The 26583-nt window shown below is 56.3% G+C and carries 25 protein-coding genes and 2 pseudogenes; 9 read left to right on the forward strand and 18 right to left on the reverse strand.

The window, feature by feature from the left end; genetic code table 11:
- The first annotated feature begins 31 nt into the window (after positions 1-31).
- Positions 32-994 (forward strand): T6SS immunity protein Tli4 family protein, encoded by a 963-nt coding sequence (locus H597_RS0114720; protein WP_028102828.1) that lies wholly within the window; start codon positions 32-34, stop codon positions 992-994.
- On the opposite strand, the gene H597_RS0114725 is transcribed toward H597_RS0114720, so the two are convergent.
- The 5 genes from H597_RS0114725 to H597_RS33330 all read right to left on the reverse strand — a co-directional run bounded on the left by H597_RS0114725 (position 995) and on the right by H597_RS33330 (position 6379).
- The gene (locus tag H597_RS0114725; RefSeq protein WP_229632175.1) at positions 995-2284 is read right to left on the reverse strand and encodes an alanine racemase; all 1290 of its coding nucleotides are present in this window, start codon (positions 2282-2284) and stop codon (positions 995-997) included. It abuts the gene before it with no gap.
- Positions 2281-3648, reverse strand: coding sequence for a D-arabinono-1,4-lactone oxidase (locus H597_RS0114730; RefSeq protein WP_028102830.1), 1368 nt, complete (start codon positions 3646-3648; stop codon positions 2281-2283). Before H597_RS0114730 ends, H597_RS0114725 begins: the two co-directional genes overlap by 4 nt.
- On the reverse strand, positions 3645-4001 hold the full coding sequence (locus H597_RS30945; protein ID WP_051293800.1) for a c-type cytochrome: 357 nt from the start codon (positions 3999-4001) through the stop codon (positions 3645-3647). Before H597_RS30945 ends, H597_RS0114730 begins: the two co-directional genes overlap by 4 nt.
- Before the next feature lie 133 nt (positions 4002-4134).
- Positions 4135-4788 carry a TetR/AcrR family transcriptional regulator gene (locus tag H597_RS0114740; RefSeq protein WP_028102831.1) on the reverse strand — a complete coding sequence of 218 codons (654 nt, stop codon included), beginning with the start codon at positions 4786-4788 and terminating at the stop codon, positions 4135-4137.
- A 73-nt stretch (positions 4789-4861) separates the two neighbouring features.
- Positions 4862-6379, reverse strand: a complete 1518-nt coding sequence (locus H597_RS33330) for an energy transducer TonB family protein (protein WP_154668116.1) — start codon at positions 6377-6379, stop codon at positions 4862-4864.
- A gap of 165 nt (positions 6380-6544) precedes the next feature.
- On the opposite strand from H597_RS33330, the gene H597_RS30955 reads away from it, so the two are divergent.
- The gene (locus H597_RS30955; protein WP_083941107.1) at positions 6545-7612 is read left to right on the forward strand and encodes an AAA family ATPase; all 1068 of its coding nucleotides are present in this window, start codon (positions 6545-6547) and stop codon (positions 7610-7612) included.
- Here the strand turns inward: H597_RS30955 and H597_RS33335 are convergent.
- The 4 genes from H597_RS33335 to H597_RS0114770 form a co-directional block, all read right to left on the reverse strand.
- Complete coding sequence (locus tag H597_RS33335; RefSeq protein ID WP_051293802.1) at positions 7578-8312, reverse strand: c-type cytochrome; 735 nt, start codon at positions 8310-8312, stop codon at positions 7578-7580. The genes H597_RS30955 and H597_RS33335 overlap by 35 nt on opposite strands.
- Before the next feature lie 27 nt (positions 8313-8339).
- Complete coding sequence (locus H597_RS0114760) at positions 8340-8801, reverse strand: hypothetical protein (RefSeq protein ID WP_028102833.1); 462 nt, start codon at positions 8799-8801, stop codon at positions 8340-8342.
- A 200-nt stretch (positions 8802-9001) separates the two neighbouring features.
- Positions 9002-10438, reverse strand: a complete 1437-nt coding sequence (locus tag H597_RS33340) for a tetratricopeptide repeat protein (protein WP_028102834.1) — start codon at positions 10436-10438, stop codon at positions 9002-9004.
- Between the two features lie 174 nt (positions 10439-10612).
- Positions 10613-11566 (reverse strand): retroviral-like aspartic protease family protein, encoded by a 954-nt coding sequence (locus tag H597_RS0114770; RefSeq protein ID WP_028102835.1) that lies wholly within the window; start codon positions 11564-11566, stop codon positions 10613-10615.
- Positions 11567-11714: 148 nt separating this feature from the next.
- On the opposite strand from H597_RS0114770, the gene H597_RS0114775 reads away from it, so the two are divergent.
- The 6 genes from H597_RS0114775 (at position 11715) to H597_RS34130 (ending at position 20370) form a co-directional block, all read left to right on the forward strand.
- Positions 11715-12935 carry a hypothetical protein gene (locus H597_RS0114775; protein ID WP_028102836.1) on the forward strand — a complete coding sequence of 407 codons (1221 nt, stop codon included), beginning with the start codon at positions 11715-11717 and terminating at the stop codon, positions 12933-12935.
- Positions 12936-13072: 137 nt separating this feature from the next.
- Positions 13073-15667, forward strand: a complete 2595-nt coding sequence (locus H597_RS30970) for a type VI secretion system Vgr family protein (protein ID WP_051293803.1) — start codon at positions 13073-13075, stop codon at positions 15665-15667.
- Positions 15667-16548, forward strand: coding sequence for a DUF4123 domain-containing protein (locus tag H597_RS34125; protein ID WP_083941108.1), 882 nt, complete (start codon positions 15667-15669; stop codon positions 16546-16548). The genes H597_RS30970 and H597_RS34125 overlap by 1 nt, the downstream gene beginning before the upstream one ends.
- Positions 16549-16551: 3 nt before the next feature.
- A complete protein-coding gene (locus H597_RS0114795) occupies positions 16552-19005 on the forward strand; it encodes a T6SS effector BTH_I2691 family protein (protein WP_028102839.1) in 2454 nt (817 codons plus the stop codon).
- Position 19006: 1 nt separating this feature from the next.
- Positions 19007-20116: a DUF6708 domain-containing protein gene (locus tag H597_RS0114800; RefSeq protein ID WP_028102840.1), complete on the forward strand. Its 1110-nt coding sequence runs from the start codon at positions 19007-19009 to the stop codon at positions 20114-20116.
- Positions 20113-20370 carry a PAAR domain-containing protein gene (locus H597_RS34130; RefSeq protein WP_083941109.1) on the forward strand — a complete coding sequence of 86 codons (258 nt, stop codon included), beginning with the start codon at positions 20113-20115 and terminating at the stop codon, positions 20368-20370. The genes H597_RS0114800 and H597_RS34130 overlap by 4 nt, the downstream gene beginning before the upstream one ends.
- Positions 20371-20501: 131 nt before the next feature.
- On the opposite strand, the pseudogene H597_RS0114805 reads toward H597_RS34130, so the two are convergent.
- The 9 genes and pseudogenes from H597_RS0114805 to H597_RS34135 form a co-directional block, all read right to left on the reverse strand.
- Positions 20502-22072, reverse strand: a pseudogene (locus tag H597_RS0114805) (IS3 family transposase).
- A gap of 79 nt (positions 22073-22151) precedes the next feature.
- Positions 22152-22511: a DUF3885 domain-containing protein gene (locus tag H597_RS36320; RefSeq protein ID WP_051293805.1), complete on the reverse strand. Its 360-nt coding sequence runs from the start codon at positions 22509-22511 to the stop codon at positions 22152-22154.
- A gap of 95 nt (positions 22512-22606) precedes the next feature.
- On the reverse strand, positions 22607-22855 hold the full coding sequence (locus H597_RS0114820; protein ID WP_211232053.1) for a DUF7660 family protein: 249 nt from the start codon (positions 22853-22855) through the stop codon (positions 22607-22609).
- A 65-nt stretch (positions 22856-22920) separates the two neighbouring features.
- A complete protein-coding gene (locus tag H597_RS0114825) occupies positions 22921-23190 on the reverse strand; it encodes a hypothetical protein (RefSeq protein ID WP_035374286.1) in 270 nt (89 codons plus the stop codon).
- Positions 23191-23222: 32 nt separating this feature from the next.
- Entirely contained in the window at positions 23223-24161 is a 939-nt protein-coding gene (locus H597_RS33345) for an HAD family hydrolase (RefSeq protein ID WP_051293806.1), read from the reverse strand.
- The gene (locus tag H597_RS0114835; protein ID WP_028102845.1) at positions 24158-24400 is read right to left on the reverse strand and encodes a hypothetical protein; all 243 of its coding nucleotides are present in this window, start codon (positions 24398-24400) and stop codon (positions 24158-24160) included. Before H597_RS0114835 ends, H597_RS33345 begins: the two co-directional genes overlap by 4 nt.
- Before the next feature lie 287 nt (positions 24401-24687).
- Entirely contained in the window at positions 24688-25032 is a 345-nt protein-coding gene (locus tag H597_RS0114845; RefSeq protein ID WP_028102847.1) for a hypothetical protein, read from the reverse strand.
- Positions 25033-25070: 38 nt separating this feature from the next.
- Entirely contained in the window at positions 25071-25445 is a 375-nt protein-coding gene (locus H597_RS35915; protein ID WP_035374319.1) for a hypothetical protein, read from the reverse strand.
- Between the two features lie 43 nt (positions 25446-25488).
- A complete protein-coding gene (locus tag H597_RS34135) occupies positions 25489-25947 on the reverse strand; it encodes a 3'-5' exonuclease family protein (RefSeq protein ID WP_083941110.1) in 459 nt (152 codons plus the stop codon).
- A gap of 293 nt (positions 25948-26240) precedes the next feature.
- Between H597_RS34135 and H597_RS0114865 the strand changes: the two are divergent.
- A pseudogene (locus H597_RS0114865) lies at positions 26241-26583 on the forward strand (transposase); the annotation flags it as partial.

Here is a 26583-nt window from a genome sequence, read left to right on the forward strand (position 1 = left end):
TTTCGTTGGATGGACGAGCAGAGGAAAAGCCATGAAGAACGATATCGTGAAAATGCCAATGAAGACGGTTTGCGTCGGAAGATTCTTGATGGATATTCCGGTAGCGGCCGAGATTTCATTCGGTAGCGGGCGAATCGGTGGATGGGAGGTATCCAGGCCAATCAGCGAATCTGGTGACGAGTTTGAAAAACGCCTTGTCGATCGAGAACATGAACTTCGGAATCAAAAGAATCAGCAAGATCAAACTAGCTTGGAGACCACTAAAACCATAGCGACGGAACAGGTTCTTGGCAAGGCTTTTATGTTTGGGCGGACGCAGGACCATTATTTTCAAGATGGGCGGCGTGTCGACTCGCAGTCTGTATCTTTTGAGTCAATGATTCATTCATCAGGACGAAGCTTTGAACTATCGGCAGACTATCGAACTGAAGAAGATTTGCCGCCCCACGTGAAGGTGGCGAGTCAGTTTGAACGCTGGTCATTCAATCAATTGCCAACAAAGCCAGGCTTCTGTTTCGGCGATGCCTTTGTGACGGAGCCACTACCAATTGATGGCAACGAATATGTCATGATGTTCATTGGCATCGAGTCGCATCCAGACCTTGCTATTGCTATTAGCACGTGGGCCAATATTCAACTTGAGGCTCCTTTACTTGAACGTGACAGGAATAACACCGTTAAGCAAGCGTACGCGAGTCGCTTTAAAGACCTCGGCACCGGTCATCGAATGATTAATGGCATAAGCGGAGGGCAAACTGCGGACGAAGTCTCGGAGTTCAACGGCACCACTGGATTTAGCTTCCAGTGGGAGTCCGCCATGGAGAACAATAGTGTCAGGCGGCCGCGTATATTGCTGGAGTTCGATACGGGAAAGGGGCGGCCAGGGAAGCCAGTCAATTCATCATTGTCGAAGACTGAAGCCTTGGCACTTTGGAACAAAATTTCTTCATCCATCCGTGATCGCCCCCAAGCCATCCCAGATACTGAAAAATGACTATGGCATAGGCGGCATGACCGGCCAACGCTCGGTGACATTGCCGCCTTCCATCACAACGATATCGCCAAATTGCTGCAGCACCGACTCACTCTGCCGCGGCCGGAAGAATACAAAGTCATCCACCAGTAGCTGCTGCGCTCCCGAGCCCAGCAAGGCTTGTTGGTTGGATGAGTTCCCGTACAAGCCGCTGGGCGCCAGCCCCACCGGCGACACGGCATCCGCCATCCAATTGCCGCCGTAGATGAAGTAGACCTGCTCCTGGTTCACGTCCCATGCCCGCACAGCATCTCCCAGCGCTTCGACACCGCGCGGCATCTGGAAGTGCCGCCCGGCCTTCAGCACCGGCGTGGCGATGTAGGCAGCAGGCGCCAGGTCCTTCAGCCCCTCCGTATCAAAGTCGCTGGGCTTGACCAGCGCCGACCCCAGCGCGACTTCATTGGCCGTGCCGCTGCCGTCGTGTAGTAGATAAGTGGGCGAGCCGCCTGCATTGAATACCAGCCCCTCCGCGCCGCCGCCTGGCCGCAGGGCCTGCGTGGCCTGCGCCGCATAGTCGTGGTAGATTGCCTTCGCGTCGACCAGCGCCTTCTCACGCAGGCTCGCCAGCGGCAGCTTGGAGACGTGCGCGTCGTATCCCATCATGCCGGCCCACTGCAGGCGCGGTTCCGACTTGAGGATGTCCAGCATCTGCTGCATCACCTGCGGGCTGTCGATGCCGCCGCGATGCAGGCCAACGTCAATTTCCAGGCTGACGCGCATATCCAGCTGTTGGCCGCGTGCCAGGTCGCGGTATTGGGCCAGCCGCTGAGGCGTATCCACCAGCCATTGCAATTGGCGTCCCGGCTGGAATTGCCCGCCTTTGAGGCTGCGATAGAACTCTGCCGCCACTGCCACCGGCAACGGCTTGCCAAGCAACAGGTCGACATCTCCGCGCTGCGCTGCCAGCTCCTGCAGGTAGGGCAGATTGAACACCATGAGCCGGCGCGTCTGCATCGCTTGCATCAGCTGGTCGATCAACGGCAGGCAGGGCAAGGATTTGGCGACCAACCGTACAGGCAAGCGGCCTGCAACATTGCTCACCACCTTGTTGGCATTTGCCAGCAATCGCTCGCGGTCGATGATCAGGGCTGGCGTCGCAATGCCTGCCGCACGCAGCGCCTTCGAAGCCCGTGCAAAATATTCCGAATGCGGAGCGCCCTTATTGCGCGGCCGCACCGCCAGCGCGGCCGCACCAACGAGACCCGCGCCAATTGCCGTGATCACCGCGCGTCGTTTCAGCGCCACCATCATGCCACCCCGAACAGTGAACGCAAATGCCTGTTGAGCATTCGGCCCTTCGGGTCCATTTGCTGCCGCAATGCCAGGAAATCGTTCCAGCGCGGGTAAAGGGCTGCCAGCTCTTTCGCGCCGAGGTTATGCAGCTTGCCCCAGTGTGGCCGTCCACCGTGCTTTCGGAAGATTGGACCCAGGTCGGACAGCAGGTAATCGTAATCCTCACCATGGGCCGCATGCACGGCGATGGAACAGCTGTCACGCTTGTAGAAGGGGCTGAGCCAGGCGTCGTCTCCCTTCACAAAGCGGAACTCCATTGGGAAGAAGACTTCGTTGCGCTTCTCCAGCGCCGCGATTACCTCCCGCACGCATGCGATGCCCGCCTCGCGCGGCACGTGATATTCCGTTTCGTTGAAGCGCGTCGGGCGCACTGTGGAAAGGAGTTTCCACGAGCGATTCTTCGCCTCTTCGGTCAGATTTGGGTCGATCAGCTTTCCCGCTGTCCAGCGCCGCAAATCGGGGAACCTGCCCAGCCAATCGCGCAGCTTGCGCAAGTCGCTCAGCATCTCTTCATCCTGCGAATGCGGTACCAGCACTTCGCTGCCCTTGTATTCGTCGTGCGCAATTGCTGCGGCATAGCCGGTAAAGGGCAGGTAGTAGAACTCGAAGTGCCGGTGCTTGGCCGATAGCTCGCCCGCCTGCTCCAGTATTTCGCCCACTGGCCGCAGCCACACCTTGCGATGCAGGCTGAAGGAGGGCACAACCCGCATGGTCGCCTGCGTGATCACGCCAAGGCTGCCGAGGGATACCCGCGCCGCCGCCATCTGCTCCGGGTGGCGTTCCTGGTCCCAGTCCACGACCTCTCCCTGTGGCGTGAGCAGGCGCAGCGCCGTTACCTCCGCGTGCATGGCCTGGATGTTGGCGCCGGTGCCGTGCGTGCCTGTGCTGATGGCGCCGGCCAGAGACTGCATATCGATGTCCGGCAGATTGCGCAGGGCCACGCCCAGGGAATCGAGCTGACGCGACACCATCGAAAGGCGCGTCCCCCCGCGCAGCGTGGCTGTCATGGCGGCTTTGTCGTGCGAGAGCACGCCGTTCAGGCGCTCAAGGCAAACGATCGTATCGTTGGTCGGCACCAGAGGCGTGAAAGAATGGCCAGCGCCGACGCAGCGCACCGTGCCGGCGGCATTGCGCAGAAGGTCGGCCAGCGCTTCCTCGTCGGCAGGCGTGGCCAGCGATCTTGCCTGGCACTGCTGTACTTCGGACCAGTTCTTCCAGCGGAAGGGAAGCGGTTGTGCCGGTACCGCCTGGACGCGGCCAGCAAGCAGGCCCGCTGCTGCGGCCATGGCGCCGGCTTTGAGGAAAAGGCGCCGTTGCTTCATGTTCCGCTCCTTGCCATGAAGAGGGTAAGGGCGCGCAGATCGTCCGCGCTGCAGTCGTTGCATTGGCCCATGGCCGGCATGGCGTTGAAGCCGTCGCTCGCGTGGCGCACCAGTTGGTCGATGCCATGGCGCAGGCGGGGCTTCCAATGCGGCGTAAAGCCAGCCAGGGGAGCTCCGCTGCCGCCTTGCGCATGACACGCCATGCACGCACGCTCATAGCGCTCCGCCAGCCGCGCGTCTACAGGCCGGGATGTTTCGGCCCACCTCAGGTCTGCCGCTTCCGGCTCCTGCTTGGCTGCAGAACAGGCACACAGGCCTGCCAGCACCATCGCCACGCCCAACAATGCTCGCATCGACTCCCCTTCTTCAAGTGGAACAACGTCGAATGAGAATAACGGCGAGCTTAGGGAAAAACAACGTTTTTCTCCGGGCGAAGCGAAAGCATTGATGAAAAAGCCACAGTGTCCAGCAGAGAATCAGCGCGTTTCAGGCGTTTGGGCGGAAGCGGTGCAGTATCCCGGCGAGCAAAACATCGATCAGCGCATCCAGATGGCGGTTGAACTCATCATGTTCGAACCACTCTTCTTTCTCGCCAAACACCAGGCGTAACGAGACCATGCCGTGTATGCCCTCCCAGAATATCTGGGCAACGGCTTCTGCCTGGTCTGTCGCGATCTGCCCGCTGGCGGCAAGGTCGATAAAAAGTTGGCATGCAAAGGCATAGGGGTCTTGCGTCTGGTTGCCATGTTCAACCAGCGAACTTTCGACTGGCGCATGCGGCCGGCGCTCCATAAACACCAGCGCGTACTGGTCCGGGTGACGCATGCCGAAGGTGACATAGGCGCGGCCTACCCGGCGAATGTTCTCGAGCAGCGGTAGGTTCGCATCCATGGCGTTGCGCATTGCCTTGACCAGGTCGAGCAGATCGCTATCCATTGCCTGGGTGATCAGCGTGGCCTTGTTGTGGAATAGGTTATAGACCACCGTGGTTGAAAAGCCGGCCTTCTCCGCAACCTTGCGGAGGGTGATTTCGCGCGCGCCGCCAGCTTTTATCAAGGCGCGGACGGCCTTGATGATGTCCTTGCGGCGCTGTTCGGATTCGCGCAGTTTGCGAAGTTCTACGCTGGAGGATTTATTCATTCGATTCATTTCAGGTTCGACTGACGCGAGACCGAGACTAGCACGCGGCCTTTGCTTCCATCAATGGGAACTTCTATTGAAGTCGGATGGCAGTATCGAATACCCAGGTGCGGCGGACCTCTATCACATCGTACTGACGCGACAGGGCTGGCGGGAACGCGCCGAATGGAGCATATGTGGCGATGACTTTTCGAATCGCCTCGTCAATAGCCGGTACGCCGCTCGAAACCACGAACGTCACCTTCTCGACCGAGCCATCGGCGCGAATTGCGACTGTCACCATTGGCGGAACGTGGCGCTGCTTCACCAGCTCGCGCAGCATATCGAACGCCATGTTCAACTCGAACTTCTTGCTCATGGCTTCCGCATATTGAACCAGGTCGGCATTCGGATCGGCGCGGCCAAATAGCCAGCCCCGACGCAGACCGCTGACAGTGGGGAGCAGCGAGCGTGATGGATTCTTCAATGCCGCATCGCGTTGAGCCGCTTCTTCATTGAGCTGGCGCCCGATCGCACGTAGGCGCTCTTCGCGTTCCGCTTCTTGCTTGGCCTTCTCGAGCTGTGCTTGCTCCTTTCGCGCCTGCTCCAATCGTGCCGCCTCTTGTTTGGCCGCATCCTGACGCGCGGCATCCTGCTGCGCCTGCCGCACTTGTTCCTGGCGTGCCGCTTCCTTGCGTTCGGCTTCCTGGTGAGCGGCTTCCTGGCGCGACTTTTCCTCTTGCCTTGCCTGCTCCTGCCGAATTGCTTCGCGTCGCAGGTTTTCCTGGCGCGCTAGCTCGTTGCGTTCTGCCTCCTTGCGCGCCGCGTCGGCCCTGGCGGCTTGCTCCGCGCGGGCGGCTTCTTGCCGGAGTTGTTCCTGCCGTGTCATCTCTTCCTGTTTTGCTTGCTCCTTGCGCAGGGTTTCTTGGCGCGCCAGCTCCTGACGTTCCGCTTCGATTCGCGCGGTTTCGATTCGGGCTGCTTGCTCCGTGCGGGCGGCTTTCTGCTTGACTTGCTCCTGGCGCGTGGCTTCCCGCTGGGCCTCCGCGATCAGTTCGGACTGGCGCAGTTTTTCTGCGGCCAGCTTTTCCTGCTCAAGCCTGGCTTGCTCGCGTGCCCGTTCAAGGGCTTCCTCTTCGGGCTGCTTCTTCTTGACCTCCACCATGGTAGGCAGGACGATGGGCGGCGCGGCAGGTGCGGTTGGCAAGGGAATGTCGGGCTTCTTCGCCGCCGGCATAGCAGGTTCTGAAGCGGGCACAGGGGCCGGGGATGGCATCGGCGTTGGGTGTGTGGGAGCGACCGGTACCGGCATAGCCGCTGGTGCGACGCTGCCTGCGCTTGCGGGTTTGTCGATCGATGGCAGCGCGGCGCGTGCCTTGATTGGCGGCGGGATGTCGACGGGCGCCGCAGGCCGGGCCGGTAACAGCAGAACCTGTAAATCATCGGCGCCCAGGCGCCGCTCCTGCCAGGGGAATTTAAGGGAGGGAAGACCGAATGTGTGTCCCCCCAAGGTAATACTCAACAGCAATGCATGGATGATGCCTGAGATCACCACGGCGGTGCTCAACCGCCAAGGCTCGCGCTGGAAACTATAGGATCGGCCGATAGTCATTGTTGAGGACATCAACACAGCCTATCACAAAGGCCGAACATCATTAATCAACTGTCAACAGGAGAGGGGAATATGCAACATGTGCCCGAAACCCGCGTGACAATGGGTGAAATTTCAGCATCGAATTTGCTCTAGTATTGGAAGATCCCACGATGGAAGCCGGCAATGACATCGAAAACCACTGTCGAGCATGTCTGCGCGCATTGCCATCACTTTAATGTCTGGCCGCTAGGGAAGCACGCGAGCTTTCCCTGCGGTGCTTGCGGCCGTCTGTATCGCCAGTTGGGCAGCAATCGCGTATTGGATACCGGCGAAGTACGCGAAGGCTTCCGCCTACCAAGCAAGGCTGCCAGCGCTCCGAAGGCTGAACCGCCCAAGCTCCCCGTCAATCTCGCCCCCATCCTGGCGCAGCTCGACGCGCAAATCGGCCTGCGCAATGTAAAGACGCAGGTAATGGAACTTACCCAGCTTTGCCTCATCCAGCAGGCACGCACGAAGGCGGGGCTGGGCAACGCAAATGTTTCGAAGCATCTGGTGTTTACGGGCGCCCCTGGTACCGGCAAGACAACGGTGGCCCGCATCATTGGAGAGATTTATCACCGCATCGGCCTGACCCGGCTGCCCAAGGTCGTTGAAACAGACCGGGCGGGAATGGTTGCCGCTTATGTCGGCCAGACGGCGCTCAAGACCACGGAGCGCATTACGGAGGCTATGGGCGGAATCCTGTTTATCGACGAGGCCTACAGCCTGCATGAACAGGGCAACGGCTTCGGGAAGGAGGCGATCGATACGCTGCTAAAGGCCATGGAAGACCACCGTGGCGACCTGTGCGTGATCGTTGCCGGCTACCCGGACGAAATGACCCGCTTCATCCGGTCGAACCCTGGCCTGGAATCGCGCTTCAACAGCTTTCTTCACTTCGACAACTACACGGCGTCAGAACTTTGCAGCATCCTGAAAAAGCTGGCTGCCGATTCCGACTATGAGCTGGAAGACAAGGCCATGCCCTTGCTGCAGGCGCACTTCAGCGAGGAACTGAGGAGGCAGGGCGCCCAATTCTCCAATGGGCGGTACGCGCGCAACCTGTTCGAAAAGATGATCACCTCGCAGGCTCTTCGCCTTGGCCGCCATACTGGCGAGTTAAGTAGCCGCAGCCTCAAAGCCGTCAACACCGAGGATGTGAGCCAGGCTTTGCGCGCTATTTGCGGGAAGCCGTATCCAGCATGTAGATGACCGCATCACGCAGGTCTTCCGCGGATAGCGAATAATCGCCGCCCCTTGGCGGGTGGATATTGAAGCCCTCGATGGCATTCTGGACCAGCTTCTCCACGCCCTTTTTGCGGATCTTTACCCAGCGCTTGCGATCGGTCAGTTTGGGGGCGTTCGCAACGCCCAGCTCATGGCAGGCTACGCAGCTGCCTTTGTAGTTGATTTCCCCATTCTGGATGGAGGCCGACCAGTCGCTTGGCATTGGCGGCGCCTTCATCGGAATGATCATCTCGAAATCAGCGTACGGGAAAGTAAGGAGCAGCTTCTTGTCATTCAAGTGGGCATGAATATGCATTGCCAGCGGATGGCGCTGTGCAGCCGCGAGTTCAACCAGCCTGTGAACTTCCGGCGATTGCAAGTCCGACTGGGCGGCGAGTTGTGCGAGGAAGTAAGTCGCCTGCCCGTCGCCTTTCGCGGAAGCGTCGCGCAGGTAGGCTATCGCCCGTGCGCCGTCATGCGGAAAGTACTTTCCCTGCATGAGCGCCACGCCCAGAAGGTACTTGGCGTAGAGGTTCCCGGAATCTGCAGCGGTGGCGAGCTTCCGTTCCGCAGCCGCGTAGTTCTTCTCTTCCAGGAGCTTCGGGATGTCGCTATCCAGCGGCTGCGCAACTGCAGTCCCAAGACCCAGCGTAATGGCGAGAAAAAGGCAAGAAAGCTGCTTCATTATCGGTAAGCCGATCCGTCCGTTGTCTTAGCGCCTGGTTTCCAGTTTACGCTTTATATCGCGTGCCCGGAAGAACATGATAAGCGCAACAAGCCCGCCGAGAACGGCCGGGTTCAGGAATAATGAAGCGGCCCACGTCTGCCAGGCGCCGCTTTGGCTCAGCTCATATGCATTGAGCTTGGACTGTATGAGGTATGCATTCAGCGACATGAAGACATAACTCAGGACGAGCATGGCGAGACTGGCTAGCCAAACCTGGGGCGACGCTGGAGTGCGACCGAGGAAGAACAGCCAGAACGCCGCCAGCGCGAGAATATAGATCAACAAACCCCATCCAAGGCGCTTCAAGTGGCCGTCCAGTTCGAGCTCCTGCCAGGACGGCTGATGTTTGAATGATGGCGCCTTGATGCCCGATGCCCTTGCCGCTGCCAGCGTCTGTGCCAGGTTGCCCGGCTGCTGATCTGAATTTGTAGTTGACGATGCGCTCATGGTTCGTGGGTCGTTGATAACTCTAGCTGCGGGCATTATACGTTGGCGCGGAAAGGGCGCACTAACGCCGGCAGTCCACTAACGGCATCCACCATGGCTCAGTCAAGAGTGCAATGCCAATTTCACTCGGTGTCGGATTGAGCGCGCTCGCGTTGGGCATCCAAGAGCTGCGAGTGGTCATCATTTCGACTTTCCCGCAATTACATCAGCTGCGCGCCCCACCAATAACTCAAGATCCGAGACATTTCCTGCGACATACCGTATAGCTGCAGCTGTCCTTCCTTGGTCCTCGTGAAGACAAGCGCAGGGAATTTTCCTCGCACCAGACTTCCATGCGCCGGCAGCTCTGGCGACTTGAATGCCTTCAACGCACCACGATCCTCCGGATCAAAATCAACATACCAAACTTCAACGGCATAGCCATCATCCGTGAACGTGCCGCCGAATCCAACCGGGCAGGCTTTACCCATGATGTCTTCGATCATCACACCCGTTGGCGAAACGATCCCACGCGGTGCCGGTTGAACGATGGCCATCAACAATGACTCGCCCTTCTCGCCGGAAGCGATCACCGGCGCGAAAGCCTGGTGGATGGCCTCGAGCGCAACCGTTTCATTGGCCGCAGAGATATCGAGGCCGGTTATGCTGTCGACTGCCTGTCGCATGCGGGTCTGGAAATTCGCGAATTCCGCCTGCGCGCGCTGGCGGTCAAAGTTTGGCTGCACGAAGTCGGTCGAGGTGCAGGTAGCCTGCCGCATGTCGCGCGGCAGCACCTGGCCCGGTTGCCATTTCGCCGCAACGCCTTCGGCGCGGGCAAGGCGGTCCGGAGAGAGTTCCAGTTTGACCTTATGCAGTTCTTCAGATTCTTCCGTAAACCAGGGCGACTGTTTTCCCGCGACCATGAAGAGCACTGCAGCCAATTCGCGATCGTATGGAACGCCTTCACCGCGGCTGGACATATCACCGAGCATGCGCGCGGCCAAAGGATTGCCGCCTTCCGCCATTGGCCTGAGCTGCTCCGCCGCTTTCAGGAACCAATGCTTGCTCTTGGCCGCACTCCTCTCGATGCCGTCCATGCCGCGTGCATATTTGTGTGCCAGCCTGAGTTGGGCCTCCAAATGGCCGGACTCCGCAGACTGGCGAAGGAGTGCGAATGATTGCTGCTGTTGCGAGACATCCGACAAGATCAGCGATGCGGCAAATTGGGCAGCTGGATCGTTACCTTTCGCCCGTTCTAGAAAATCTGCACGAAACGCTTTCTCACTTTTCGCTGCCTGTGCTTTCCACAGCGCCGCCCGTTTGCTATCTAACTTGCTGCCGGGGGCTTCGATCAGATGTTGCTGCGCTCCGGAATGGCCGGCATTGGCTGCAAGGCGGTAAAGCTTTTCGGCGCGATCCCTGTCTTCGTTCAGATTGCCGCGATACTCATGCTCGCTGGCCAGCACAAATTGCGCATCACTCAATGGCATGTCTTTTGATTCTTGCTGATATTCGCGTAAGGCGTTCAGGAAGCGAATTTCGTCGGAGGTGAAGGCGAGGTCTTGCTGGCCACTGGCATACAGCGGGACCAAGATGAACAGCGCTCCAATCAGGACGAGAGAGGATTTAAACGGATTAGTAAGGGGCTTCGTAATCATGCGAGGAAATTCTGCGGGACTGGTTGAGTCTTGGTGATGGGTTCTTTGACCAGCAACATAGACCGACAAAATCGCGGCTGTTAATACGGGATCGTTCTAGACTTCCTTCTCAGCGTCGGAGCCGCACGGAGTTTCATGGCATGACAATAACTCAGACGCTGCTCTTGACAAAGCTTACCGCACAGATCTTGGCTCCAGCGTCAAGAATTCCACACCCTGCTTTTTAGCCGAGGCCATATTGAATTGCGAGAGCGTTGCCTGGCCCAGTAGCGGAGCACAGGTCGGACAGACAATGGCCGAGACCTTATGCAGTTCAAACGGCCCAACCATCACCGTCTCGAGCGCGATCAGACGCGCGGCGACACGACGGCCGTCGGCGAGCTCGATGATGTACTTTGGCTGGATGACTTTGTAACTCGCCTTGGAAGCCGCAAGCAGCGCATCGCTGAGGGTGGTCTTGGAGGCGCCGGTATCCACCACGAATGCCATTGCGCGCGTATCCCCGAGTTTTATCGGCGCATAGAAATGGTCGCCGGTCTTGGACAGGCGCAAGGTCTTCTGGGCGTCGACCAAGGTCTGGCCCCGTCTTTCAATCGTCGACTCGATGGCGATGCGCTGGCCGTCAAAGTAGTGGCCGTGCCCCTTCTCTTCGAGCGTGGCGTCAAACGCCGCCAGCAGGCCCAGCGCCTCATATTCCCGTTTCTTCATCACCAGCCATCTGGCCAGGTCGCCGCGCACATTGACCAGGCTTGGCATGATCGCCAGCGTTTTATAGGACCAGTCGATCGCCTCGTCGATGCGACCCACCTTTCCCAGGCTTTCCGCATAGGCCGCGAACAGGTCGTAAGTGCCCTGGCCCATCTCGATAGCCTTTTCCGCCTGCACGATGGACGCCTCCGGCTTGTCGGTCCAGTTATAGATGATGGCCAGACTGGCCATGGCATGCGTATCGGTAGGACGCATCTTGAGGTATTGGCTCCAGTTCTTTTCGGCGCAAGCGAAATCGCGCACCTGCTGGCACTTGATCGCTCCGTCCTTGAAGGCGGAAGGAGGGTAGGTCGTTGCAGCAAATGCGGACGTGGCGGCAAGCAGCCATGCCGCCGTTAAAGTGCGGGCTGTGAAGAGCATGATTGGTGGATTGAGAGGTTAAGCGAGGCGGCTTTGTATGTTTTTATGAGGTAGTGCGAGTGCGGCCGGAGATTATACCTAGTCCGAGGGCCACTGGACTGGAGTGGCTGTCGGGTATGTTTGCCCCCATTTGTTATCGGAACAGCTTATGCCGACCCCACCTCACACATGGCAATTCGCCAAAAGCTTTCGACGCAATGCCTTCGGCTGGAACTCCGACAAGCCGATCACCCGGCTGAAAGAGGCGCTCGCAGAAATCAAGCAGATGGCCCGTGCAGAGCCGGAACTCGCCGCGGAGGGGGGAATCCTGCTATTCGAAAAGCTCGAACCGGCCCTGAGCCAGGTAGATAGTTCGTCCGGTGGCATGGGCAGTGCCGTGAGCCGTGCCATCGACGTCCTGGTCCCGCTTATCGCCAAGCCGAAGGTAAGCAAGCAAACCCGCCAGCGCTGGCTGGAATGCTTGTGGAAGACGCTGGATGAAGCAGGTATGGGTTACCTCGACCGCCTGGCCGACCACTGGGGTGAACTATGCGCTTCGCCAGACATGGCATCGCAATGGGCAGACAAGTTCTTGCCCGGGCTGAAAGAAAACTGGACTGCCCCCAAAGAGACATACAGCTACTATAAAGGATGCACTCCGTGCCTGAGCTGTCTCTACGCCGCCAAGCGATACGATGAACTGCTGGAACTTCTGGAAATGTCGAGCCTGAAGTGGTGGTACGACAGACGCTGGGGAGCGAAGGCCTGGCTGGCCAAAGGCGAGCCGGCCAAAGCAATTGAATATGCAGAAGCAACCAAGACCGACAGCCTGGATGCATCCGCCATTCCGGCGTTTTGCGAAACCATCTTGCTGGACAGCGGCCACGTTGAGGAAGCCTACGCGCGCTACGCCATGGCGGCTGCAAGCGGCACGACCAATCTTGCCATTTTCCGCTCCATCCGCAAGAAGTACCCGGCAATGGACAGTGAGCGCATCCTGCGCGACCTGGCAGCCAGCAAGCCGGGACAAGAAGGCAAGTGGTTCGCTGCGGCCAAGTATGCCGGCTTGTACGACCTGGCAATCGAACTGGTACAGCAAAGCCCGACCGATCCGCGCACGCTGATTCGTGCCGGCGAAGATTTTGCGCAGCGACAGCCGGAATTCGCCTTGGCTGCCAGCCTCGCAGCGATTTCCTACATTGCCCAAGGCTATGGTTATGAGATAACAGGCGCAGAAGTCTTTTCCGCCTGGCTGGCGGCTGCCAACGCCTGCAAGGCGACGGGCATGTCGAGCGAGGAAGTCAAATTCCGGCTGACCGCCGCGCTGCCAGAAAATCCACGCAACAGCGCATACATTGAATCAACACTGGCAGTGGTATTGCGCGGGTAGGATCGCGCGCCTGATTCTGTGCCTACCGAAACCGGGTGGACACTAGCGCGAACTGCATCTTTGCCAAAGATCAAGGCCGGCAATATTCTCGCGTGCCACCATGGGCCTTCGCGTCAACCAGATGAACGGAGCCCGCCGTGGATAGCGCCTTGCTCAGCTTCTTCCAGCAACACAAGGATCTGGTCACCGAGAATCGTCCGTTGCGCCTCCGATTGGCTCACCCCACGCAAATGCTGGAGGATGTGCTTCTGCCGCAGCGGGTGCAAGGACGCGAGTCTATCTGCGGCGGCATTGAATACCGCATCCTATGCGTTTCGCTGGATGCATTCATCCCACTCAAAGAACTGATTGCATTGCCGGTCGCAGTGGATATCGTGACCGACCGTGGCGATTTGCGAAGTGTGTGCGGCATTGTCACCGAGGCGCGTTCCGGAGACAGCGATGGTGGCCTGGCAAGCTACCAGCTGGTGCTGCGCGATGCTTTGTCCATCATGGAAAAGCGCAACAACACCCGTGTATTCCGCAACAAGAATGAAGTGGAGATCGTGCAGGTTATCCTGGGTGAATGGAGGCAGACCAATCCCGTCATCGGCACCTGCTTCCGCTACGAGATGGACGAGTCATTCAGGGGCGATGCGTACCCTCGGCGCGAGTTCACCATGCAGTACAACGAATCGGATGCTGCCTTTATTCGCCGTCTTCTAAAACGACGTGGCATTGCATGGCATTTCCGCGCGGATGAATCAAACTGGCCGTCGCATGCGATGGTCTTGTTCGATAACGCCGACACCCTGCCACTGAATGCTGCCGGCGTTGTTCGATACCACCGCGATGCGGCTACTGAGGAGCGGGACAGCATCACGTCCTGGTGCTCGGTCCGCACATTGCAGCCGGGCCGCGTGTCGCGCTTCAGCTGGAATTACAAGAACCCAACTGATACTGAATTCATGACAACGACGGTCGAAGGTCAATCAGACCAGGGATCAATCGGTAATGAAATGTGCGCAACGCTGGACGATTACCAGATCCTTTCTCCTCATGCCGGAGACGACCACGACGACCTTTGTTTGTTAGGCCAGTTGGCCATGAAGCGGCACGATATTGAAACCAAATGCTTTCATGGTGAGGGAGGTGTGCGTGACTTCTGCGTTGGCGAGTACTTCGAGCTGGAGGGGCATCCTGAAATCGACGCGCACCCCAATGGCGAACGCGAATTCGTCATCACTTCGTTAGAGCTGGCGATTTCAAACAATCTATCGAAAGAGCTGACCTCCCGCGTCGAACGACTCTTTTCAAGAAGTCGTTGGATGCCAGATCCGGAAAGCGAACAGTCTGCAACGCGCGTCAAAGTAAAGATCGCTGCCGTTCGACGAGGAATTCCTATCGTGCCAGCGTTTGACCCTCGCACTGACGTTCCAAACGTGCCGATGCAAAGCGCCATCGTCGTCGGCCCTGAGGGCGAGGAAGTCCACTGCGATGAACTTGGTCGTGTGAAGATCCGTTTTCGCGCCACGCGAGAAGAAGACCACAAACACGCTCAAGGCGCAGGCGCGGCTGGCCGGGATTATGACTCCGCCTGGGTACGAGTGGTAAGCAATTGGGCCGGTAACGGACCAGGAATTCATCATCAATGCGGCGGCTTGCTTCTTCCTCGAGTAGGAAGTGAAGTCCTTATCGCATTTCTGGGCGGCGATCCTGACAAACCTATTCTCATTGGTCAAACTTATAACCAGATAGGCCTGCCTCCTGCGCTAAGCCGGGGCGGTGGATTGCCGGAAAGCCGATATCTTTCTGGCATCCGTAGTCGGGAAATTGGTGGCGGCCGCTCTAATCAACTGAGGTTCGATGATACGGCCGGTGAAATTGGTGCGCAGTTGGCAAGCGATCACGGGAAGACGCAACTTAACTTGGGGTTTCTGGCTACAGAGCGAGAAAGTGGCTCCGCGAAACCTCGTGGGCAGGGTGCAGAACTTCGGAGTGAACTTGGCGCCGTCGTTCGAGGAATGGAAGGAGTCCTTATCACGAGCGAAATTGATGGAGGCGGCGAGGACAGGATGCTGCATCGCCCAGCATTTATGCAAGTCGTGGCCGGGACAAAGAGGATCGCAGAGCAACTGTCGAAGTTGGCTGCAAAGTACGCGGATGAAGATGATGCATGCAATGAGCTGCAGCAGTTGGAAGAGGTTCTTGCCAAGTGGGACGAACAAGGGGCACAAATTACGGCCATCAATGGCCCGTCAGGCGTCACAGCAATAAGTGGTGGACCTTTATTGATCGGCGCAGCCACGGACGTAGATATCTGCAGCAGCAACACAATGCGCTTTTCGTCGGCCGGAAAAACCTATCTTCGTTCGGCCCAGGGCCTTCGTCTCTTCGCAAATCAAGGTGGAGCCAAAGTAGTCGCCGCAGTGGGGAAGCTTGAGTTGAGATCCAATCTAGACGCAGTCGAAATTGTGGCGAAGAAGGTCGTTGAGCTGATCAGCACCGCCGACTGGATCAACTTGAAGGCAAAGCAAGGGATCCGGTTGAATGGGGGCGGCAGTGAGCTCGTATTGAGTTCGGAGGGAATCAAGGGCTACACGGCTGGGAAGAACGAAATGCACGCCGCTGATCACCAAACGATGAAGGGTAAGTCAATGAAGGCCGACTTCCCCGGTTCGAGTGGCTGTGAGAAGCAGGCTGGAAGTGCGGCCCAATCGGGAAGCGCATCCTATTCATTGAGCGGAGGTTGATGATGAACCGCGAGGAAGACGGATGGCAACCGCCTTTACATGAAGGTTATGTACTGCTCGAGCCATCGAACAGACCGCACTTCATTGAAGATCAATGCCTCATCGGAATCCCCTGCATCCCGTTCGGAATGGGAAAAATTGAACACTTGATGCCTCAGTTGATTGACCTTCGGAACGCATCGGAATCCGATGGCGAGTTGATTCAAGACCTCTGCCTCGCCGAGCTTGAGCATACCAGGCCGCCATATGTCTGCGCCTGGATTCGAAGTGAACTGAGTGGTGACGATCTGGCTGCGGTACTTGCGGAACGCCTCGTAGGAACAAATGCTGGCCGTCGGTTGATTTGGCGATACTACGATCCGAGGGTGACGTCATTGGCACATCGTGTGCTGACTTCGGAACAACGCGATGCGCTTTTCCACGGCATCCAACATTGGTTACTTCCATGGTCTGGGACCTGGTGGCGCGTTGAAGGGGGCCAGCATCCCTCGGATTCGTTTAGGAATCCTGATCAGTCATGGCCAACTCCTGATCAATGGGCGATATTCTCGAGCTGCGAGATCATACATCGCGTTCATACGGAGATCTGTGCGAGAAAGAGTGTTGAGGAAAAAGACCCTGCCCGGATGCAGCATGCAATTGTGAGCGGTATGCGCGAAGCCGCGGCCAAATTGCGGCTGATGGAACCAGTGCATCAAGTGGAATACGCCAGATTACTGGTTTTGTTCGGAGATTCATTCAAGCTCCACCGCGTTCTAGAAGGCCTGTTCGAAAAGGTCGCCGATGGGCACATGAAATGGCCGGAATTTCGAGGCTTGGTGGATGAGGACGAGCTGGAGCGCTTGACATCAGCATCCCAATTTCCCGCCTATATGAGGTAACGCATGTTCAAGCAGACCTGCAGCTACTGTGACCGCAGCGGCATATTGTTTTACCCTGTACGTTACGCCATCGCCTGTCCGGCCGGTGCATCGGGTGTGCCGGGTCTATCAGGGCCGTTTCGTGTCGAAGGAGGGCCTCAAGATATCGGCCCTGCCAAATACTCATTGCGCGCTCCCAGATCAGGATACCTGTACGTCTATGATGAAAAGAGGAGGCGGCTGAAAGCGTTTGTAGTCTTGCCAACCGGGTTTTTGTCGCCGATCGACGAGGCCTATGACCCAGTGCAGCAAGTGCCGGATGGCTCGCACGCTTGTGTCTTTGCGATACGTTCAGTAGTTCCAACCTGCTTTTCTATCGATCATTCGGATGCGGATCCCGCTGGCCGGGTTTGGTGCGGTTGGTCAAACTCCTTTTGGACGAAGCGGCTAAGGGAACGAGTGCCGGATATTTCCTGGCGCAAGCTGCATATGAAATGTTTCGACGTGCCTTCGATGCTGAAGGGGGACGTTCCGCATGCACGTGAATTTTCGGCTGCCGCAAACAGCATTCCGCACTTTGTCGCAAATGCAAAAACGCTAAAGGCCGCTTTCGGTTTTAGTGCGACATCGACCGACGTGGAAGGAAAACGGCGCCTGATGCGGACGCGATTTGAGCAGCTTTTCGCCAAAAGCAGTTCAGTAGGAAAGGCATTCGTGGTCGCACTGGATGACCCGGTAGGGATCGCGAATGATTTAAGCGAACTGACTTTGCCGATAGCCCATGCTGGCTTCGATGCGGCTGCTCACCGGGGTTCTGTCTGCATGAATCTACTGGAGTCGTTGGAGTCAGGCGTACGGAGTGATGCTTTGCGCAAGGCGGAGGTCAAGCACGTCACAGGTCCGCAGCCAAAAGTCGAAATGATGGTTGTTCGGGGCGGCGCCTTACCCAAGCCTGAAAGGCACGTTTTCCATCGAACCGAAGCTGAACGTGAGAAGGCGATACAGGCGGAGGTAGACGTAGCGTGGGACGAACTGATCGTAGATGGAAAGCCTTTGTTGGATAAGGTTCGATTGAAGGAGTTTCCATCAAAATACGCCGCGGCTATGAAGGAATTCGAATCAAAGGCCACCCGGCTAGCCATTCTGCATAGCGCCTGGCTTCAGTCAGCGCAGCTAGCCGACTGGATGGAGGCTGTACACGATGACGAAGACATTCGCAGTGGTTACGCCTATCGAGAATCCCTAGCGCAGTGTATCGGCCATGGCGTCAACACCGCTCAGTGCAAGGAAGTGCTGCTCGCCTGGCTAAGTGCTGAAAGCATCAAGGACACCAAGAACTTGCTGGGAAAAGCGCTGCTGTTTAACCAGGCGGCGCTAATCAATGCTACTTCTCCACACTTGAAATACAGCGACTTCCCTACTGAAGGAATTCTTAACCTTTACAAGAGGGCTTACGAAAAAGTATCGAAGACCGAAGCGGCCAAACTGGTAGAGAGCCTGATCCTGACAATCGCTAATGTTCTAATCGATGCCGTGCGAAGCACGACTTCATTTGTGGTTCGAAACCTTGTGATGGCAGGCCTTTCCGTTACCGGTCACGTAGTTATTTGGGCTCGCCACAAGACTAAGAGAGAACTGTGGGATTGGATTCTCGAAAAGGTACGTAACGAGTCTTTGCCTTTATCGCAAACCCGGCAGCAAGCCAGAGCTGCAGCATATGACGCAGCAAAGACCGCGGCCAGACTTCGGAACGAATCAACGCTATGCATCCTTGAAATTGACATGAAGTCAATCAGTCAAGAAGGGGTGATCGCGGCGGATAGCGTCCGTCAAGTTCTTCCAGGACTAGATCAAGGTAAGAAGTGGTTGGGTTCATCGTCTCCGCGAGAGTTCCGGCTCGGCGTAGTGACGTCGATCGTCCAATTGATCGCCCTGGGATTCGCGCTTAACGATTTGAGTGAAAACAATCGCTACAACGAGCTCGAAACACGAGTTAAGGCCGGGGGAGCAGCTTTCGGCATACTCATGACGGTGACTGAAGCTTCCGCAACGACCGCGATGAAATCCACGACGCATCCACTCTCACTGTATCTCCTTGAACATTGGAAGATCACTCCCACGACTCTGGGACGCGTTGCTGGTTCCGCTCGCGTAATGGGAGGCCTAGCCGGATTAGTTGGGGCGATTTTTGATCTTCAAAAAGCGTGGCTTGCATGGCAAAGCGATCGACTTGGTGCTTCCACCACTTATGTTTTGTCCGGCATGGCCGGGACTATCCTTTTTGTCGCAGCATACGCCGCAGTTCCAGCGTTATGGATTGCCCTGATTGCAGCAGTGGCTTTCGCACTCCTGTTGCCATATCTTAACAGGGCAGATCTACAGACATGGATAAGCAGATGCTTCTTTGGCACGGAAAATGACAGATACCTTTCGAGCGAGGAAGAAGTGAAATCTTTCAACGAAGCGGTCGGAGGATAGGATGGATGAGCGGATCTTCCCCAGCAAATGCGGACAGCCGATTCCAGAATGGGATGGCAAGCATCGATTACGAATCGAAGGAAAGGTCGGGCCAGTTATAGCTGACGACGGAACTATCTTCCGTATAAATTCGAATTATATGGATGTAAGTGATGAGCCATTTGGTGCCAGGCAGTGGATAGGTGCCGCTGCGTTCGTTTCCTTTGCCACCGCGATTGTTGGACTGTTTTTCTCGATGCTTCCATTTTTGGACAATCGTCTCGGACCGCAGCATATCGCTGGTTCGCTTACTTTTCTTGCGGTGACTGTCCCTATGACGCTTGGGTTTGGATATCTGACAGTTTTTCTTGGGCGTGATGAGTTCTTCTCGCTTACGCGTCGAACGATTCGTTTCCATAGAAAAGAGAAGAAGATATTTCTGATTCGTCGCCGTCGCTTCTTTGCTAAGCCTGGCGAGGGCGACATTTGCTGGGAGGTTCCTTGGTCTGAAAGGACGATCTTCTGCGTTCACAAGGGGAAAAAGACTGGATTCAACAACTATCAGATCATGGGTTACGTACTTGACGATAAAGTCTTGGTTGAACGTGCCTTCGCCATTGGCAAAGACTGGCTTGGTGACCTGGGATTAGAGTATCTGCTGGCACAGTGGAACTACTACTGCACGTACATGAACGATGGTCCTGCGGCCTTGCCTTCTCCGATGCTCTATTTGTCCGAGGATGAAGATATCCGCGAATCCTTCCTGCATTGCGTGTATGAGATTGATCATACCGCCGGCATTGTATTCAGAGTCCTCTTCATGCCTGCCTTCCTGGGCTTAACCTGTTTTCGCGTACTTTCATTGTCCACATGTCGTGCACCGATCTGGCCGGAAGAAGTAGATCGCCTTTGCCGAGCTGATGCCATGGACGCTTACGCGCAACCTTCAGGATCGACTCCAAGAGGATGGGCCGCAACCATACATGCCAAGCATCGAAATGAGTACCCCCACTTTCCCAGAGCCGAGATCCTTGGTTGGACTGGCCCAAGCGAATCAAAAAATGCAGAACTCTGGGCGGAGGACGTTTCTCCATTAAACGATAAGGCTTTGTGGGCTGCGGAGGCGACATGAAGGATAGCAAAGGCCGCGGCGTCATTTGCTTAGGAGATAGGACTTCGCACGGCGGAAAAGTCATCAGCGCTACAAGCGATTTCAAAGTACTTGGGAAGCCAGTTGCCGTTGATGGCGACATGACATTCTGTCCCCAATGCCGAGGCACCTTTCCCATCAAGGCCAGCCATAGTGAACGGACTCATAATGGAAAAGATGTGGCCTACGATGGGCATCGAGCAGGTTGTGGCGCGAAGCTTATTTCGTCAATTTAAGGTGTAGCGCATCCTCATTGGTGCGATTGCAATTGCGATAGCGGTTTAGCGCCTAAAGAATCGGCGCGTGTCACGCCAACCTTGACGGCGCTGCGGAAATTTTCAAGCTAGTTGTCGCCTAATTTGATAATTCAAGCTGCTTTTTTCACTATGTGCTGGGCCACCTCCATGCTGCTGTTCAAAGAATGTCCTTTTTCGGGATTCAGATGCACGATCTCAATCGGCGTCCAGTTACGTACCTCGCCGCTCCAGCGGTTGGGGTGCAAGGCCTTGGCGACCTTGTAGACGGCGGTTCGCTCGCGCAGCAGCGCGGCATCGAGCCCCGCATGGCGTTGCTCCGGCGTGACGAATCCTATGGCGCTGTGGCGGTGTTCGGCGTTGTACCAATGGACGAAGGAACCCACCCACTGGCGCGTGGCCATCAGGTCGGCGAACGGTCGCACCGGATAGGCAGGGCGGTATTTCATGGTCTTGAACAAAGCTTCCGAGTACGGATTGTCATTGCTCACTGCCGGGCGGCTGAACGACGGCATCACGCCCAGCGCCTGCAGCGTGGCCAGCATGGTCGCTCCCTTCATCGGGGCGCCATAGTCAGAATGCAGCACCACCTGCTCGGGCGCGAGACGCTCACGTGTGCAGATGTCGCGCATCACCGCTCCCGCCAATTCGCTGCACTCGGCCTCATAGACCTGCCAGCCGACGATTTTCCGGCTGAAGATATCCATGAAAAGATACAGGTAAAAAAAGCTGCCCCTGACCGCAGTTGGCAAGTAGGTGATATCCCAACTGAACAACTGGTTCGGCCCCGTCGCCCTCAGCGCACGCGGCCTAGCCCTGGGCTTCGAGGGTTTTTCGGCACGCCGGTGCGCCAACTGGCCGTGCCGTTTCAGCAGGCGGTAGATGGTCGATTCCGACGCCAAATACTCGCCACGGTCAGCCAGTCTGGGCACGATCTGGCTTGGCGGCAGATGGCCGAACTCCTTCGAATTGACGACTCGCAGCAGGCGCTCGCGCTCAAGCTCGCTCAGTGCGTTCACGGGCTTCTGAACCCTGGCCGGTCGGCGGTCGCCCACCGCTGCCCGCGCGTCGTCTTGCCAGCGCTGCAGGGTGCGTTCGCTCAGATCGATGGCGGCGCACGCTTGCTCTTGGCGCGCGCCAGCAACGACGGCTTCGGCCACCAATGCCATCACGTTCTGGCGCTGCGGGAGCGCGGTCATTTTTCCTCGTCCTCCCACAGCGCCCGGAACTTTTTTTGCAGCACCAACAACGCCGCCGCCTCGGCCAACGCCTTGTCCTTGCGTCCCACTTCACGCTTGAGCTTGGCCAATTCGTCCTTCAAGGTGCGCAGTTCGCGGGCGCTCGGCGCCGGCTCCTTGGCGCCGGAGCAGAACGCCGCTTCCCAACTCGTCAAATGGTGAGGGAACAGGCCGCGTGCACGGCACCATGCCTGCACGTCCTCGGGATTCATGCCATGGGTTTCCCGCAAAGCCGCCAGTTGCTCTTGCGCCGTCCAGTCCTGCGGGCGTTTTTCCGTTGCCTTCGCCGAGGCCGGTGTCGATACTGATTTTTTCTTCATCCAGGATCTTAACGTATGGTGGCTGAGATTGAGTTCCTCAGCGACTGACGTGGCGCTACGCGAGCCGCGCGAAAACGCCTTGACCAGTGCCTGTTCGATAAATGCTTCTGTGTGTCTTGCTGTCATTCCTGCCTCGGTAGAGAGATGTCGATTCCGAGGCGGCAACTGCGTTTCGCGGTGCACCAGACCCTTGGTCAGGCTCCAATCAAACCGATTGAATTACCCGACAAGTAGTCTGACACAGGGGGTTATCATCCTCGTTGGTCTCGACCCACGCGCTCCGGATTCTGGGAATCGAAATTCCTGCGAGGTTAAGCTCACGAAGAGTATCTCTAAGCTCGAAGCGTGTAGCGCCAACGAAGCGCTTCAAGTGAACCACGAAGCCGCCGTGCCCGAGCGCATCCTCGCATACCGCCGTTGATTTACGTAATGCGGTTAGAACCTGGTCGAGGGCGCTTCCACCTTCCGAAAATTCGAAGCGAAGGCCTCCGGGAAAGTTATAGAACAATGCGTGTCGATACGTGCCGGTCACCGTCAACTCGCTAACTAACTTTTTAAGCTCCATTGCTACCTTTAAGTGCGATAGGAATTGGCAGATCTGTGAAGCTGCGACCTTCGTCTATGCTGTCACCGCCATAGCCTACATAGGAGGCTGCAATCCTATTCGTAAATCTTCCCGCAGTAGAGGAACACTGCGAACTTCTTCCACAGTGACGCCTGTGAAAGGCCCTGCCTCGCACCGAAGTTTGAATCCGCTGCCCAACTACTGGCCGACTCCAAAAATCCTTCGATGGAATTGTTTTCCCAACTTTCGCCATTTGTCTGCCTGTCGGCGATGAGAGCATCAACAAACGCTAAGAATGTCGCCTCGTCGTTCACGGCTTCTAGCCGTTCATTCATTTGCATCATGGTTTTCAAGTCTGTGTTGGGAACGATCTGAGAACAGGCCTGTACCAGTCAACGCTGGATCTGCGTCACGTTCTATTCCAGATCGCTTCGAATTCTTCTGGAGAGATCTCGGTGTACTCTGCATCTGACATATCGATTGATGCTTCGGCGAGTGCCCCGAATTCATCCTCCAGGTGGGCAGCACTATAACGTAGTAGCCTTCCAACTTCGTAAAGTTCAGCTTGCTTGAGAACTTCGCCGTCCACATTCACTTCGAAGAACCACCAGGAAGTCCCCCATGATTCGTACTCGTCGCCGCGTCCCTCATTCCAGTGTCTCTTTAGGTGTTTGAGCATATGTGGTTTGCCATTTCCGATTGAACGCAAGGTCAAGTTGACGTTGGCACGAAGTCCGTGACTTCAAACGAAGTTCGGTCATCGCTATCTTTGATGGATACCGTCAATCCATTCTCAAAAACGAAGGCTACTTCGCTGCCGTTCGCTGTCGCCTTTTCCGTACATGATATAAGGTGTTGACCTGCAAACCCGTACGCATTTGCCAAATCTACGTACTCCGTCCAAGGATGCTCCGTCGACCAGGGTAGCGCTTCTTCGTCATACCTACGCCAAAACATGCAGCGAAACTCAAAGTAGAGGCGATACCAAGTACCGCTGAACTTCAAATAGGTAACATTTGCAGACGCGGGAGGCTGGCCTTGAATATGCAATGATTCGCAGACAAAGCCCTGGCAAATCGCGTTCAGCATTTCTGGCGGGGTTCCGTTGATGGTCAGTTCGAAGTGTTCACTCAAATCTTCAGAATCGTCAGCGACTGCTAATTGTCCGACACGACGAAGCAGATCATCGGTCAATGCCAGAAGTTCTACGTCATCTTGCTTTCCCATGAAAGGTGCAATTCCAAGATGATTCCTTGGCTGTCGCGCAATCTTCTCGGGAGAGTCGTCAACAATGATGATCTGCTCGACCTCGTACCCTTGGCTTTGAACTTTTCGCAGGTCCTTGATATAGACGTACCCGTTCGACTGGGGATGAACTCGTTGGACGCATCGGTCGATGGCCCAAGCAAATTTCACCTCGACCTGAGTGCCGAACACGTTCTCCACCACGACATCAACGTATTCACGCGATGACGACGACCATACTGCGATGTCGTAGACCTGGCAAACCTGGGACAACAGCTCTTTCAGGAAAGGACGTTTGTAGACGTGATACCCATGCCAAACAAAATCGGCTGGATGTGGGAGCGACTCAATCCTCGCATGTACGAGTGTTTCGTCCAGGTCAAAAATCAGTAGCTTGCGCTTCATTGCTTCGCCAGTTCGAGATCGACGTCCTCCGGGCTAAACGCCATTAACCACTGAGTGATGCCGCTACCGTCGCTGCATTCCAACTCATAGCCGGGAGGCGAAGTATAGACTTCGATAATCGTGGCGACATCGCCAATGGCCGGGGCGCGCAAATTGAATGCATCATCAAGCGCACCTATTGCCGCTCGTATTCCTAGCACGCGGACCACTTCATACTGTTCGAATTTCTTTGTCTTCATTGCCTACTTCGAAAACTGGACTTCAACTTCGAGCGCGACTGACTTCAGGAACTGAGATACCTGTATCTGGGCACTCGGAACGATGCTCGAATACTCGTCGTCCAAGTAGGCGGATACTTCCGCCTCCGGCCAAGGTCCCAACGAAGCCTTATAGTCTTCAAATTCTTCCCGTATGGCTCGCCAGTCCTGGTAGTCCTTCTTCGACAGAAGAAGGCTCGACTCCGTGAAAATTATGTGCAGCATCGTTGTTGTCGATTCTGGTTTGCTTGATGGTGGGGACTGGTTGCTCATTGGCCCTGGGCTTCTTGCCAGCCGGCGTCGATACGCTCGATGACCTTCCCCGAGGCGAAAAAACCACCATCCCATAGTTCAAACCTCACGCCAGGTATCACCACGTCGACGAACAGCTCCGGTGCGATCACGATGCATCGTACGACCGCTACCTCACCCTTTTCAAACACTGCGGCGGAATCGACCCACATTCCGACTGTATTGAGTCCATCTACTCCGTCCATCCGCATTGGGACGCGCCGGTGCAGCGTTTCATCGAATACGAATTTTCTCCGACGGTCTTCTCCATGCTCCTCGAAATGGAACTTGATCTCGGCGACAAATTGTGGAATAGGTGGCATACGCAGGGGGCTTATACGGTGCAATAGAATTTTTTGTATTACACGTCGTAGATGAACGTCGTGACCTGGAACTCGGGCTCGACCCACAGACGAAATCCGTAAGGCGCCGGCCGGGTGTTGTCGTATCGTCCGGAGAACATATTGGCAGCTGCGAACTCAATGAACTTTCCGTCTTTAGCACTCACGACTCTTGCCCCAGGGCTGTTTAGAAGATTGAGAAGGACAATGTGGGTGCTCACTCCTGCACATCGAACCTCAAGCTCAACGTCGCCGGCAAGCGGCCAAATCATTAGTGACACCGTCAACGGGCTGCGATCGACTTGATAACTGTAGGAGATTCCATCCTCCTCCTCGATGGGAATGACCCCAAGGGCATCAAGAAAATCTAGCGGTTCCCAAGAAAACTCTGGCATGCAAAATCCAATGAAATAAGGCGGGCCGTTCGAAGCGTAAAATTCATGCACGTTCCCTAAACGCATAGCAATTTGCTTTTGCGTCGTTGAGCGCATGGTGTTCGGGCAGCCATGTTTGCTTATGGTAGTCGTACCGCAGTAGTTCGCTAATGCAGTCATCGACAAGGCGCGGTTCACACCAGGCAGGAAGATGCCCATCAAGTGCTTCGGTCAACAAAGTCCAATCAATTGCTGAATCATAACAAATAACCAAGCCATCGCCTCGTGGCTTAACTAGCCGCAGCCAATCATTCAACCTCCTGAATAGCTCGCCTTCAGTCATTTGAGCAAGTGGGTCATGACCGAGCAATGGAAGTACAGCTTCTCGAACAAATTGGCTGCAGTCCTTCTTGTGATACGGCAGCTCGGCATAGAACTCTTCCCCTGTTTCTGCAACGAGGCCCAGGCTCACTAGTCGAGGATTAAGAAGATCTGTGAACTCAGTGTCGATGAAAATATTCATAGCAAAGACCGGTCCTCGTTACATCGCAAAATCACCGTGCCCGCTTGAGCTGTGATGATTTCAAGCGCGTCACCGATCACCCATCCGATCCGAGCCAGTAAGTCGTTTGGAAGAACGATCATTGCATCTCCTGTTCCATCGCCTGCATCTTCGACCACCGCTTGCCAGATTTTTCCTGGTGCGGGCAAATGTAATGACCCAGCTGTTCCTGCTCAACTTAGGCCGCTAATTGAGGTAACCTGAGTTTTTCGGACACTCCTGTTTGGTAAACTTCACCAACTGGAGAGCAATTAATGAAACGAGTTAAAACGTACACGCCAGAGCTTCGGGAAGAAGCAGTAAAGCTGGTCTTGGCCCAGGGCTTGACGCTGGAGGACGCGGCGACCCGACTTACCATTCCTAAAGGCACATTGGCAAACTGGGTGGCAGCTGCGAAGCGCGGCCCATCGACTAAAGCGGCGCCAGGCGGCCGTTCTGTTCCAGAATTGGAGGCGGAGGTTGCCAAGCTTCGCAAAGAGCTCGCAGAAGCCCGCATGGAGCGAGATATCGTAAAAAAGGCGGCGGCGTACTTTGCGCGGGAGTCGCTGCCAGGTACGCGTTCATAAAGACAATGCGACTCGAGTTTCCGATTAATGC

The sequence above is a fragment of the Pseudoduganella violaceinigra DSM 15887 genome (assembly GCF_000425385.1).
Classification (GTDB): Bacteria; Pseudomonadota; Gammaproteobacteria; order Burkholderiales; family Burkholderiaceae_D; genus Rugamonas; species Rugamonas violaceinigra.

What these genes read in the sequence shown, in the direction of transcription:
- H597_RS30945 (WP_051293800.1), bottom strand. Translation starts at nt 4,001, where the DNA reads ATGCGAGCATTGTTGGGCGTGGCGATGGTGCTGGCAGGCCTGTGTGCC.
- H597_RS33330 (WP_154668116.1), bottom strand. Translation starts at nt 6,379, where the DNA reads ATGACTATCGGCCGATCCTATAGTTTCCAGCGCGAGCCTTGGCGGTTG.
- H597_RS0114845 (WP_028102847.1), bottom strand. Translation starts at nt 25,032, where the DNA reads ATGCCACCTATTCCACAATTTGTCGCCGAGATCAAGTTCCATTTCGAG.
- H597_RS0114835 (WP_028102845.1), bottom strand. Translation starts at nt 24,400, where the DNA reads ATGAAGACAAAGAAATTCGAACAGTATGAAGTGGTCCGCGTGCTAGGA.
- H597_RS0114770 (WP_028102835.1), bottom strand. Translation starts at nt 11,566, where the DNA reads ATGCTCTTCACAGCCCGCACTTTAACGGCGGCATGGCTGCTTGCCGCC.
- H597_RS0114775 (WP_028102836.1), top strand. Translation starts at nt 11,715, where the DNA reads ATGCCGACCCCACCTCACACATGGCAATTCGCCAAAAGCTTTCGACGC.
- H597_RS33345 (WP_051293806.1), bottom strand. Translation starts at nt 24,161, where the DNA reads ATGAAGCGCAAGCTACTGATTTTTGACCTGGACGAAACACTCGTACAT.
- H597_RS0114720 (WP_028102828.1), top strand. Translation starts at nt 32, where the DNA reads ATGAAGAACGATATCGTGAAAATGCCAATGAAGACGGTTTGCGTCGGA.
- H597_RS0114825 (WP_035374286.1), bottom strand. Translation starts at nt 23,190, where the DNA reads ATGCTCAAACACCTAAAGAGACACTGGAATGAGGGACGCGGCGACGAG.
- H597_RS0114800 (WP_028102840.1), top strand. Translation starts at nt 19,007, where the DNA reads ATGGATGAGCGGATCTTCCCCAGCAAATGCGGACAGCCGATTCCAGAA.
- H597_RS30955 (WP_083941107.1), top strand. Translation starts at nt 6,545, where the DNA reads ATGACATCGAAAACCACTGTCGAGCATGTCTGCGCGCATTGCCATCAC.
- H597_RS0114725 (WP_229632175.1), bottom strand. Translation starts at nt 2,284, where the DNA reads ATGATGGTGGCGCTGAAACGACGCGCGGTGATCACGGCAATTGGCGCG.
- H597_RS0114795 (WP_028102839.1), top strand. Translation starts at nt 16,552, where the DNA reads ATGTTCAAGCAGACCTGCAGCTACTGTGACCGCAGCGGCATATTGTTT.
- H597_RS34135 (WP_083941110.1), bottom strand. Translation starts at nt 25,947, where the DNA reads ATGAATATTTTCATCGACACTGAGTTCACAGATCTTCTTAATCCTCGA.
- H597_RS36320 (WP_051293805.1), bottom strand. Translation starts at nt 22,511, where the DNA reads ATGGAGCTTAAAAAGTTAGTTAGCGAGTTGACGGTGACCGGCACGTAT.
- H597_RS35915 (WP_035374319.1), bottom strand. Translation starts at nt 25,445, where the DNA reads ATGCCAGAGTTTTCTTGGGAACCGCTAGATTTTCTTGATGCCCTTGGG.
- H597_RS0114760 (WP_028102833.1), bottom strand. Translation starts at nt 8,801, where the DNA reads ATGAGCGCATCGTCAACTACAAATTCAGATCAGCAGCCGGGCAACCTG.
- H597_RS33335 (WP_051293802.1), bottom strand. Translation starts at nt 8,312, where the DNA reads ATGAAGCAGCTTTCTTGCCTTTTTCTCGCCATTACGCTGGGTCTTGGG.
- H597_RS34130 (WP_083941109.1), top strand. Translation starts at nt 20,113, where the DNA reads ATGAAGGATAGCAAAGGCCGCGGCGTCATTTGCTTAGGAGATAGGACT.
- H597_RS0114820 (WP_211232053.1), bottom strand. Translation starts at nt 22,855, where the DNA reads ATGATGCAAATGAATGAACGGCTAGAAGCCGTGAACGACGAGGCGACA.
- H597_RS0114730 (WP_028102830.1), bottom strand. Translation starts at nt 3,648, where the DNA reads ATGAAGCAACGGCGCCTTTTCCTCAAAGCCGGCGCCATGGCCGCAGCA.
- H597_RS33340 (WP_028102834.1), bottom strand. Translation starts at nt 10,438, where the DNA reads ATGATTACGAAGCCCCTTACTAATCCGTTTAAATCCTCTCTCGTCCTG.
- H597_RS34125 (WP_083941108.1), top strand. Translation starts at nt 15,667, where the DNA reads ATGATGAACCGCGAGGAAGACGGATGGCAACCGCCTTTACATGAAGGT.
- H597_RS0114740 (WP_028102831.1), bottom strand. Translation starts at nt 4,788, where the DNA reads ATGAATAAATCCTCCAGCGTAGAACTTCGCAAACTGCGCGAATCCGAA.